The following is a 10,031-nucleotide window of genomic DNA, read 5'->3' on the forward strand; positions in this document are numbered from 1 at the left end:
GGGCCCCCCGCGCCCGGCCGGCGGGGCCGGTCACGCCACGGAGAGGCCCGGACGTCGCTTCCCCGCCGGCCCGCCCTGGGCCGACGCCCGGTCCTCTCCTGTGCGTGGCGTACCTGTGGGCCGACCGACCCCGAGGGGCGAGCGGGTACCCGCCGAGGAGACGGGCGACGCGACGAATGCGTCCGAGCACGACCTTTGACGCCACGTCTTCCCTGGCGCGATGAAGACAGCCGACGCCGTCACCATCTCCCGGACCGCCGAGATCTCGACAACCCCTGTCACCCATGCGCCCGGCGTGACGGCGCAGGCGGTCGTCACGGTTGGCGACCTGTCTGAGCGAGGGTTTCGCCGGTACGCCGCGGAAGGAGAGTGCGGGGGCGCCGGCTCGTTGCCGATCCCCCTCCCCCGGGCCGGGAGCAGAAGCCGCCGGCTGTGGCCGCCCGATCCGCCCGACGGCATATCGGACCCCGCCCCCGACTTGCTATTTCGGCAAGGCTATTTGCTTGACAGCGGGCGGGCAGCTGGGCGGTGGAGGTCTGCGCAGCAGCACTATTCACGCGCCGCCTGCTCGCGGAGGGCTTCGATGAACGCCGTGACGTGTGGGTGCTCGCGGCGGCCGAGCGTGGCAACTCCGATGCTCCGGGCCGGAGTCGGCGGCTTGATCGGGACGGCGTGCAGACCCGGCACCATCGGGACGAGCGCGATGGAGGGGATCAGGGATACTCCCACTCCCGCGGCGACGAGAGAGCGGGCGAAGAAGTAGTCGGTGGTGGTGCCGCGCACTTCCGGTTCAAAGCCCGCCCGCTCGGCATAGCGGCGCAGGTATGCCTCGGTCTTGAGGCAGCCGAGCACCCAGGGCTCGGCCGCCAGCTCGGCGATGTCGAGCGCCTGGTGGCCGGCGAGTCGATGCCCTTCCGGCATGACGACATGCAGGGGATCTTCCAGGATCGGGGTCCACTGCAGGCCGGAGCTCGGTCCCGGCCCGACGGGCAGCGGGCCGTCGAAGTGGTAGGCGAGAGCGAGGTCGACGGCGCCTTGGCGAACAAGGGGCAAGGTGTCCTCGGGCTCGCCCTCCCTGACGTGGAGGGTGGTACTCGGATGGGTTGCCATGAACCGGGGTACAGCGCCGGGCAGCAGGTACCTGCCGCCGCTGGTGAAGGTGGCGACGGTGAGCTGCACGCGGCCTGTGCTGAGCCGCTCGACCTGCTGTCTTGCCTGTTCGAGCTCCGCTGCGACGAACTCGGCGGCGCCGACCATGATCTGACCGGCCTGAGTGAGGGTGACCCCGCGCGTGCTGCGTGTCACGACCTGGGCACCGAGGCTGCGCTCCAACACCGCCACGTGCTGGGAGACGGCAGAAGGGGTGAGGCGCAGAGCCGCGGCTGCCTTACTGAAGCTGCCGTGGTCCGCCACCGCCCGCAGGACGCGGAGCCGCTGCACATCGATCAACAGTTTTCCTTAAGGCGTTTCCAGTAGGCCAGCACTTCTGCTGATGACGATAGGTCTCCAGGATGGAGGGCATGCAAAGAATCTGCGTCATCGGCGGAAGCCGGTACTTCGGAAAGCTCCTGGTCGAGCGCGCGCGGGCAGCCGGCCATCAGGTCACTGTGATCAATCGCGGCTCCAACCGGCCGCCCGCCGGTGTCGAGCACCTGGCCGTCGACCGCGACGACGAGGCCGCTCTCATCGCAGCGCTCGGCTCCAGCACTTTCGATGTGATTGTCGATCAGGTCTGCTACACCCCGGTGCAGGCCGCGATCACGGCCCGCGCCTTCGCCGGCCGTACCCGGCGCTACGTCATGACGTCCACGATCGAGGTCTACGACCCCGGGACCGCCGCGCTGCCGGCTGTACCGGTCGGTACCCCGGTACCGGAGGAGAACGTGGACCCGCGCGCCTGGCGGGTGGCCACGGACCTGCCCTGGCACGAAGAGGCATATCTTCAGGCGCACTACGCCGAGGGCAAGCGCCAGGCGGAGGCCGTCTTCACCCGGGACAGAAGCTTCGCGTTCGCCTCTGTGCGCAGCGCGCACGTGCTCGGCGGCGGCGCGCAGGAGTTCACCGGTCGGCTGGCGCACTACGCCGAGCACATCAGCCGGGGCGAAGAGATCGCCGTGCACGCGAAGACGCTGCCGACGGTGTTCATCCACTACGAGGAGCTTGCGGACCTGCTGCTGTGGGCGGCCATCGCCACCGACTTCACTGGGCCGGTCAACGCCTGCTCCGACGGCCTGCTCGACGTGCGCGACCTGGCTGCGACGGTCGCCGCGCAGACCGGCAGGGAGCCCGTCTTCCGGACCGTCGCCGCGGGCGGGACGACCTCGCCGTTCTCCTTCGACCGCCACTACGCCATGAGCAATGCCCGTGCGAAGGAGCTGGGCTTCACCTTCTCCCGCATCGCCGACTGGCTGCCCGGCGCCGTCGCCGAGACCGTCAGCGCATCCGCCACCCCCGCCGCGTAGGGAGCCCCGACCGCCATGCGCTACCGCACCGTTGCAGGCACCGCCGTCGGCGCCATCGGCCTGGGCGCCATGCCGCTGTCCATCGAGCACCGCCCGGACGAGGCGCGGGCCGTCGCCACCGTCCACGCCGCTCTCGACGCCGGCGTCACGCTCATCGACACCGCCGACAGCTACCACTGGCACGCCGGCGAGGTGGGCCACAACGAGCTGCTGATCGCCCGGGCCCTGGCCCGCTACGGTGGCGACACCTCCGGTGTCCTGATCGCCACCAAGGGCGGCCGCGGCCGGCCCGGCGACGGCAGCTGGACCGTCACCGCCACTCCCTCCCACCTCAAGCGCGCCGCCGAAGCCTCCGCCGAGCGCTTGGGGATCGAGGCCATCGGCCTGTACCAGCTGCACAAGCCTGACCTGGCCGTGCCCTGGGCGGAATCCGTCGGCGCCCTGCGCGAGCTGCTCGACGCCGGCACGATCCGCGCCGCCGGCATCTCGAACGTGACCACCGGCCAGATCCGCCAGGCGCATCAGATCCTCGGCGACGGACTCGTCTCGGTACAGAACCAGTACTCACCTGCCGTCCGCGACAGCGAGCCCGAGCTGCGGCTGAGCGCCCGGCTGGGCCTGGCGTTCCTGCCCTGGAGCCCCCTCGGTGGCATCTCCCGTAGTTCCCTCGACGGCCCCTCCGGCCCGACCTCTGCCGGCACCGCATTCCAGCGCATCGCGGCCAAGCGCGGCGTGAGCCCGCAACAGATCGCCTTGGCCTGGCTGCTGAGCCGCTCCCCAGCGGTGATCCCGGTGCCGGGCGCCAGTCGTCCGGCGTCCATCCGGGACTCGGCGCAGGCCGCGGAACTCGAGCTCAGCCAGGCGGAACTGACACAGCTCAAGGACGCCCTGCCGGGCTGAACCTGCTCAATACCTCAACCCCGAGTTCGGAGACGGCGCGAGAGCGGGTGCCGGGTACGGAGGGGACCCGGCCCTGCCCTCGTGCCGTGCTGGGTCCGGTCACCGGTCGGCAGAGGGCTCCTCGCCGAAGACCTCGCCGGCCGTGGTGGCGAGGACTGCGCGAGCCAGCCATCGGCGGAGGATTTCCGGGTCGCCGCACGTCGTGATCTTCTCGCGAGTGGCATCGGTGATGTCGATGCCACGCACGTCGAGGGTAAGCAGGAGGCCCTCGGCACGACCTTGGGCGCGGCCCTCGGCGCGACCCTCGTCCCGGATTTCTTCGGAGAGCGGCGAGATGTAGAAGGAGAGATCCACGGCCACCAGGTTCCTCCACTGTTGCGCGGCGGGGCGGTTGCCCAGGCCTTGTGCGATGAGTTCGACGAAGGGGTCAGCGATCGATTCCGGTGTGTCGCGCAGGGCGACGGACATCGTCTTCAGTATCGCATCGACGTCCGGATTGTCAGCGTGTGTGATCGCCGAGAGCGTGGCGAGTGCGAGGTCTTTCCGGGCTTCGGCCACGTTCGTGATGACGGGCATGTTGTGGGGGCCCGCCACGAGGGGGCGGGTGGTGACGGTCGACCACTGGGGCAGGCCGATCGTGAGAGGACGGGCGGCCCACGCGGCGGTCGCGTGATCCTGGCAGATCACGAGGAGCAGCACGGGGAGCCGGTACTTGTTGTTGAGATACGTGACGTAGTAAGGCCAGCTCGCTGTCTTACCTGGGTCCTTCTTGCCTTGGGCTTCGACGACGAGGAGGAAGGGACCGTCGTTCTCCGTCCTGATGTGCAGGAGAGTGTCGACGCGTCGTTCGAGGGGTTCGGTTTCGGTGAGGTCGACGGTCAGAGTCGCTGCCGACCTGAGGGGCGGCAGATCGAGCCCGAGGACGTCGGAGAGCCGAGAGAAGAGGCCCGGGTCTTCTTGAAAGATGCGGTGCATCGCTTCGTGCGGTGCGCTGACCATGGGTTTCCGTTCGGGATCAGGCGGCTGCGGGCAGGTCGGTGCGGCAGTCGCGGCAGTGGCCGGGGTGCCGCGAGCGGAAGGCCCGGTCGCAGCGGTCGCAGTTCTGGAGCGGGATGACGATCACGCCGGGGCGTGCGGCCTCCAGCTCGCGTGCGCCGGGCAACGGTGGCGGAAGCAGGGCGGTGATGCGGTGCCGCAGGAGCTTGGCTGGGTGCTTGAGGGGGACGGGGAGGTCGGCGGTGAGTGCGTGCCGGATGGTGTCGGGGTGGGCATCGCGTTCGAGCCAGGTGACGATGCCGGGCGTGAGCGCGCTGATGTCCGCCTCGGTCAGCACAAGTTGGTGCGTATGGCGACGCAGGTCGGCCAAGAGTGCGGCGGCCGTGCGCTGAAGCTCCGGGGTCAGCGCCTGCGGCTGCGGCAGCGGTACGGGCGATGCCGTGCGGGCGGTCGGGGGCGGTGCGGGGACGGCGGCGGGCTGCGGCATGGGAGTAGGCATCAGCGGGGCGGGCTCACGTGGGGCGGGCTCGGCCGTGCTGAGCGTGACCCGGGGCTGAGTGACGCTGACGGTAAGGGCGTCCGCACCCGGCTGGTTGTACGAGACCGTGCGCGTCACGATGCGCCCGTCGGCGAGGCGTACGCGGCTGCGGTGGAGGTAACCGGCCGCCTCCAACTCCCGCCGGGCGGCCGCGATACGGGTCTCGCTCTCCGGGAAACGGTCGGCAAGGCGCTTGATGCCGATCTTCGCTCCGGTCGGCAGCGACTGGATGTGCACGGCCAGGCCGACCGCGACGAGGGAGAGGCCCCGGTGCTGGGCGAGGTGATTGCCGATGACGGTGAAGCCTGCGGTGTGCCGGACGTTGCTGTGGATCACGCCGGATACAGCGGGCTGGGCGCACGGGGGCGCGGTAATCTGCTGGGTATCCATCGGGAAGGGCCTAACTTCCTCGGTGGTCAGGCCCTCGATCGAGATTGGCGTCTCGCCGGGGGCCGTCTCATGTCTGTGTGGTCGAGGCGAGCATATGCCCGGCAACACGTGCCAAATCCAGCTCAGTTGCCCTATGTCACCCGAGTGAGTGACGAAACATGAATTACGGCGGGTTGGGTTGGGAAGGGTTATTTCCCCGAGTTCTTTAAAGCTTTTAGTGTCGCGGGCCAGCGGGTCGCGGCCCACCGGGTCGCGGGCCACCGCGACCCGGTGGCGGCGGTCACCGTACGAGGTCGACTTCGGCCCAGACCGTCTTGCGCGGGGCGGGCCCGACGTCGACGCCCCAGCGGTCCGCGAGAACCCCGACGATCAGCAGGCCGCGCCCCGACTCGGCGTCGGCGGCGACTGCTTCGGCGGTTCCGGGTGCGGGAGGCAGCCGTTCGCCACGGGCGTCGGTCACCTCGATACGGAGGACCGCATCGCGGAGGACCGCGAGGCGCAGCCGGAAGTCCCGGCCCCGTACGTGGCCGTGCAGAACGGCATTCGTGGCCAGCTCGGCCACGACGTGCGCAGACGGCTCGGTGGGTAGCCCCCAGTCACCCAGGTGCGCCGTGGCGAGCAGACGGGCGAGCCGGGCGAGCCGGGCGCCCCGTCGGGTGGGCGAGAGCAGCACTGTGAACTGCCGGGTCAGAGCGGAATGTTCGGTTCGGGTGATTTCCTCGGTCACGTCACTCAGCGTGGCCCCTTTTGCTTACCGTGAAGAGGGACAAGCCGGATACGTACGGTGATTGTCCAGTCCTTGTCCAGTGCTGTCCCGGCTGTCCGGGGTGACTCACCGGGGACGACAGAGGTTGGTGCAAGAACGGCAGGCGCGTCGGAAGTGGGGCACGGATGAGCGTGGACGAGGCTGACACGGCACGCGGGAACGACGAAGCGGACGAGCCCGGCTGGGAGGTCGATCCCGACGACGAGTCGGGAGTCGCCATGGCCGCCACGGTGGGCCGCCAGGTCAAGGCCTGGCGGGAGGCGGCCGGCATGCGGGCCGGTGAGTTCGGGACCGCGATCGGGTACGGGGAGGACCTGGTCTACAAGGTGGAGGGCGGTCGGCGCATCCCCCGCCCGGAATTCCTGGACAGGGCGGACGAGGTGCTCGGCGCGGGCGGAAAGCTCGCACTGTTGAAGCGGGAGTTGGCAGAGGCCCGGTACCCGAAGAAGATTCGGGAACTGGCGAAGCTGGAGGCTCAGGCTGTCGAACTCCTGGCGTATGGAGACCACAACCTGCACGGACTGCTTCAGACCGCCGAGTACGCGCGAGCGCTCTTCGAAATGCGACTGCCCGCGTACGAGCCGGATGCGGTCGAGCAGGCCGTCGCCGCGCGCGTGGCCAGGCAGACAATCTTCGAACGAAGCCCATCCCCTGCGCTCAGTTTCGTGCAGGAGGAAGCAACGCTCAGGCGCCCGCTCGGGGGCACAATGGTTCTGCGTCGCCAGCTCGAACACCTGCTGTCGCTGAGCCAATTGCGACAGGTTTCCATCCAGGTCATGCCGATTGCCTGCGAGGAGCACGCCGGAATGCAGGGAGAGACGCAGGTGCTGAAATTCAAGGACGGAACGGCTCTGGGACGCTCGGAGGGGGCGTTCAACGGAAGAGCGGTATCCGATCCGAAACAGCTTCGAATCCTTGAGCTGCGGTATGGCATGATCCGGGCCCAGGCTCTCACCCCTCGGGAGTCGCTGGCCTTCATCGAGCAACTTCTGGGAGAGACATGATCAGCGAGCTGCACGCCGGGGGCGTTCACGGACTGAAGTGGTTCAAGAGCAGCTACAGCAGCAACAGCAGTGAGGCTGACTGCGTCGAGGTCGCGACCACACCCGGCGCCGTACACGTCCGCGACTCAAAGAGCGTCCCAGGCCCGCACCTCGGGTTCGCCCCGACCGCGTGGGAAGCCTTCCTGGCGTACGCCTCCGAGCGCTGACCGTCCGGAGCGCGGAGGGAGGGTGGCCCGGTGGGAATGATCGACAGCGAGAGCGAAGCCGTCCCGTACATACGGTTCCAGTCGCCGCACCCGAACACGCGAGGCCACTTCACCGGAGTTTTCGGGCTCGTCAACACGCTGGGGCGTGAGGGGAGACTCTCGGACGAACAGGAGTCCTTCCGCCGCAGCAACAACCGCTGGTACGACGCCGCGTACACCGACCCTTCGACCGTTGACTCCACGGTTTACGACGACGAGATCAACCCTGGCGCCGCAGCGTGGTTCAAGCCGTCGGCCGCGCACCTCCTCGCGCGGGTCCCCGGCTATCTGGAGATTCTGGCCGCTCACGGCGTCGATTGCCTGACGCTGCGTTCCCCGGATCCGGGGCGGGTCGTCTACGAGGACGACGTACAGATCGTGGTCGTGCCATACGCCTAGGAGTTGTCATCGCAGTGTCACGCCCACATCAGGGAGTGATGCTCAAGTGACGGCTGCTTCGACTCGCGAGTTGGTCGCTTCAGGAGGCGCATCTGCCGCTATCGGGCGCCCGGGGTGGCCGGTGGTGCGCCACCGCACGGTGATCAAGGGGTCCGGGGGACGGCCCCGCACCCGGTCCGATCACATGAGCGGCGACAAGGCTCACAGCTCCCGTCGAAACCGCCGCTACCCGCGAGGACGCCGGATCAAGCGGATGGCTCCGTCCGCAGCCCACCGGACCAAACCACCGGGCACCTCCCCGCCGTGACGGCAGCGGGAGGAGCGTGGTTGGGGGACGGGATCTACCATCCTGGTCATGGGGATCAGGGAGTGGAGAGCGCTGATAGGCGTGGTAAGTGCCAGTGCGCTGTGCTGGGGTGCTGCTGGTGCAGTCCACCTGCGGTTCGTCTACCACAGCAATGGGGGACGTCGCGGCGGATGGAACCTTCCCGACGGGGGCGGGTGGTATGAGTTCGCAATGACCGCTGGAGTCATCGTGACGATGTACTCCGTCCCAGGTCTACTGCGCCGCAGCGAGTGGTGGCCGGCTTTGAGCCTGAGTCTCGGAGCCGTTGTAGGGGTGGTATCGGTGCTGACTTTGGGGCACGGGCAGCGGTATTGGGTCGCCGCCTTGGTCATGACACTTGTGGGAGCCGCAGCCCCTTTGGTGAACAGGCTCTGGGGCCGCCACCACCCAATGTGAAGATCGCTTCGGGCGCGTGATCAGCGGGTGGTGTCGCGGGCGAGGACGAGTTCGGCGCTCATCCGGCGGTGGGTGGCCCGCTGCGCGGATCGGCCGGACACGAGTGAGGCGATCGCGAGACGGTTCTCGGCGTAGAAATCGCGGCGTTCATGCGGTCCTTCTCATGTCACGGCCCGACCAGGACGATCACCATGTCCGCCGAGGCCGTAAAGCGGTGGACAGCCCTCCAGCACTGGGCGAGCATCTCCGCGATGAACAACGAGCTCCTCTCCATCCCCAAACACGTCCGCTTCGTCGAACTCAGCGCGAAGGCACTGCGGGCGCTTGCCGAAGGTGACCTCGCCGGTGGCAGTGCCGAGGCCGGGGTCGCCCTTGACGAATACTTCGTCTGCGAACGGGCGCGCTGGATCTTCGGCTATCGCGCCGACCAACTTGCCGCGGACCCGTCTGCCGCGCCGTGGATCACGCGGGCCGCGGTGTCCGAGCCGGACGGAGCCGTCGTCGGCGATGCCGGGTTCCACGGGCCACCGGACGAGGCCGGCACGGTCGAGGTCGGCTTCACCGTCGTGCCCGGCCACCGCCGCCAGGGTTATGCCCGCGCCATGGTGAGGGCGCTGCTCGTCAGGGCGGCCACCGAACCTGGTGTCAGGACCGTGCGGGCCCGTATCAGGTCCGACAACAATGCCTCCCTGGCCACCATCGCGGGCTTCGGTTTCACGCGTGTCGGCGAGCAGGGGAACGAGCGCGACGGGCTCGTGACCGTCTTCGAGGTCCCGGCAGACGCCTTTGAGGCCGGATAGCTTCACAGCTCGGCGGACATGCTGACAGTCCCGGTCAGGGGGAAGGCGATCGGCAGGCCCCGGAGGGTGCACACCAGGTGCAGCCGCAGTCCCCGGAGGAAGCGGCTGTGACTGGCGCAGTAGCCGTACTCGGCCCATCGGGCCAGGTCGGAGCGCTTGACAGTCTCGCGGGAGCGTTCGCATTCCACCGGCGTGGAGTCCACGATCCACACATCGTCGCTCCAGACGAAGGTGTCCGTGGCCAGTAGTCGGGTGACCCGCCGAAGAGGCTCGGCGGCCTTGCGCAGACGCTTGTTGTAGCCGGGCTGTCTGGACAGGTAGGGGGAGAGATGCCGCAGGTGGGAGCGGGCGTGACGGAGCCACCTGCTCGGAGGTGAAGCCCGGCATGGCCTGCATCACCGCGAGCGTGACCGGCTCGGCATCGGCCAACCGCGGAGTGGTCCCGACCGCCGGACGCCAGGGTGCGAGATGCGGCGAGTTCTTCAGCAGGTCGTCGGTCTTCACGTGAATTGCGGTCGCGAGGGAGTCCAACTCTGCCTTCACACACATCGACTCCCCCGCCCGCTCCTGTCAACGATCTCCGGCGCAGGAGACCGGTGGGACCCTGTCAGGTCGCTCCGGCTCTTGAGTTTTTGGATGGTGGTGGGCCGGTGACGCTACGGGGCAGCCTCGTGCGGCCGTAGTCGCAACCCGCAGGCCCGGCCCAACAACCGGGTTTTTACGAAACAAAAAAAGGCCAAGCATGGGGGGGACCCCATACGTTATTGGAGCGGGAGCCCCCCCACGCAA

The 10,031-nt window shown here is 68.8% G+C and carries 10 protein-coding genes and 1 pseudogene; 6 read left to right on the plus strand and 5 right to left on the minus strand.

Annotation, left to right across the window (positions count from 1 at the left end; all coding sequences use genetic code 11):
• Positions 1-549: 549 nt before the first annotated feature.
• Positions 550-1,449: a LysR family transcriptional regulator gene (locus ACFWFI_RS36295; protein WP_387398874.1), complete on the minus strand. Its 900-nt coding sequence runs from the start codon at positions 1,447-1,449 to the stop codon at positions 550-552.
• A gap of 71 nt (positions 1,450-1,520) precedes the next feature.
• Between ACFWFI_RS36295 and ACFWFI_RS36300 the strand changes: the two genes are divergently transcribed.
• Positions 1,521-2,462: an NAD-dependent epimerase/dehydratase family protein gene (locus tag ACFWFI_RS36300; protein WP_387398877.1), complete on the plus strand. Its 942-nt coding sequence runs from the start codon at positions 1,521-1,523 to the stop codon at positions 2,460-2,462.
• Between the two features lie 15 nt (positions 2,463-2,477).
• Entirely contained in the window at positions 2,478-3,362 is an 885-nt protein-coding gene (locus ACFWFI_RS36305) for an aldo/keto reductase (protein ID WP_387398880.1), read from the plus strand.
• Between the two features lie 99 nt (positions 3,363-3,461).
• Here the strand turns inward: ACFWFI_RS36305 and ACFWFI_RS36310 are convergent, their stop codons facing one another.
• From ACFWFI_RS36310 to ACFWFI_RS36320, 3 genes are all read right to left on the minus strand, one after another.
• The gene (locus ACFWFI_RS36310; RefSeq protein ID WP_387398883.1) at positions 3,462-4,361 is read right to left on the minus strand and encodes a hypothetical protein; all 900 of its coding nucleotides are present in this window, start codon (positions 4,359-4,361) and stop codon (positions 3,462-3,464) included.
• 16 nt (positions 4,362-4,377) lie between these two features.
• Positions 4,378-5,286: a helix-turn-helix domain-containing protein gene (locus ACFWFI_RS36315; protein ID WP_387398886.1), complete on the minus strand. Its 909-nt coding sequence runs from the start codon at positions 5,284-5,286 to the stop codon at positions 4,378-4,380.
• A 280-nt stretch (positions 5,287-5,566) separates the two neighbouring features.
• Positions 5,567-6,013, minus strand: coding sequence for an ATP-binding protein (locus ACFWFI_RS36320; RefSeq protein WP_387398889.1), 447 nt, complete (start codon positions 6,011-6,013; stop codon positions 5,567-5,569).
• Positions 6,014-6,177: 164 nt separating this feature from the next.
• Between ACFWFI_RS36320 and ACFWFI_RS36325 the strand changes: the two genes are divergently transcribed.
• From ACFWFI_RS36325 to ACFWFI_RS36340, 4 genes are all read left to right on the plus strand, one after another.
• Positions 6,178-7,056 carry a helix-turn-helix domain-containing protein gene (locus tag ACFWFI_RS36325; protein ID WP_387398891.1) on the plus strand — a complete coding sequence of 293 codons (879 nt, stop codon included), beginning with the start codon at positions 6,178-6,180 and terminating at the stop codon, positions 7,054-7,056.
• Positions 7,053-7,262 (plus strand): DUF397 domain-containing protein, encoded by a 210-nt coding sequence (locus ACFWFI_RS36330; protein WP_387398894.1) that lies wholly within the window; start codon positions 7,053-7,055, stop codon positions 7,260-7,262. The genes ACFWFI_RS36325 and ACFWFI_RS36330 overlap by 4 nt, the downstream gene beginning before the upstream one ends.
• A 36-nt stretch (positions 7,263-7,298) precedes the next feature.
• Positions 7,299-7,700 (plus strand): hypothetical protein, encoded by a 402-nt coding sequence (locus tag ACFWFI_RS36335; RefSeq protein ID WP_387398897.1) that lies wholly within the window; start codon positions 7,299-7,301, stop codon positions 7,698-7,700.
• A 933-nt stretch (positions 7,701-8,633) separates the two neighbouring features.
• Positions 8,634-9,242, plus strand: coding sequence for a GNAT family N-acetyltransferase (locus tag ACFWFI_RS36340; protein ID WP_387398899.1), 609 nt, complete (start codon positions 8,634-8,636; stop codon positions 9,240-9,242).
• Between the two features lie 29 nt (positions 9,243-9,271).
• Here ACFWFI_RS36340 and ACFWFI_RS36345 read toward each other — a convergent pair.
• Positions 9,272-9,785, minus strand: a pseudogene (locus ACFWFI_RS36345) (IS982 family transposase); the annotation flags it as partial.
• Positions 9,786-10,031 lie beyond the last annotated feature (246 nt).

Source organism: Streptomyces sp. NPDC060209, assembly GCF_042728155.1.
Lineage (GTDB): Bacteria > Actinomycetota > Actinomycetes > Streptomycetales > Streptomycetaceae > Streptomyces.

Excerpts from the sequence above, each read along its gene's own strand:
- ACFWFI_RS36310 (WP_387398883.1), bottom strand. The coding sequence starts at position 4,361 with ATGGTCAGCGCACCGCACGAAGCGATGCACCGCATCTTTCAAGAAGAC.
- ACFWFI_RS36305 (WP_387398880.1), top strand. The coding sequence starts at position 2,478 with ATGCGCTACCGCACCGTTGCAGGCACCGCCGTCGGCGCCATCGGCCTG.
- ACFWFI_RS36300 (WP_387398877.1), top strand. The coding sequence starts at position 1,521 with ATGCAAAGAATCTGCGTCATCGGCGGAAGCCGGTACTTCGGAAAGCTC.
- ACFWFI_RS36325 (WP_387398891.1), top strand. The coding sequence starts at position 6,178 with ATGAGCGTGGACGAGGCTGACACGGCACGCGGGAACGACGAAGCGGAC.
- ACFWFI_RS36330 (WP_387398894.1), top strand. The coding sequence starts at position 7,053 with ATGATCAGCGAGCTGCACGCCGGGGGCGTTCACGGACTGAAGTGGTTC.
- ACFWFI_RS36340 (WP_387398899.1), top strand. The coding sequence starts at position 8,634 with ATGTCCGCCGAGGCCGTAAAGCGGTGGACAGCCCTCCAGCACTGGGCG.
- ACFWFI_RS36335 (WP_387398897.1), top strand. The coding sequence starts at position 7,299 with ATGATCGACAGCGAGAGCGAAGCCGTCCCGTACATACGGTTCCAGTCG.
- ACFWFI_RS36315 (WP_387398886.1), bottom strand. The coding sequence starts at position 5,286 with ATGGATACCCAGCAGATTACCGCGCCCCCGTGCGCCCAGCCCGCTGTA.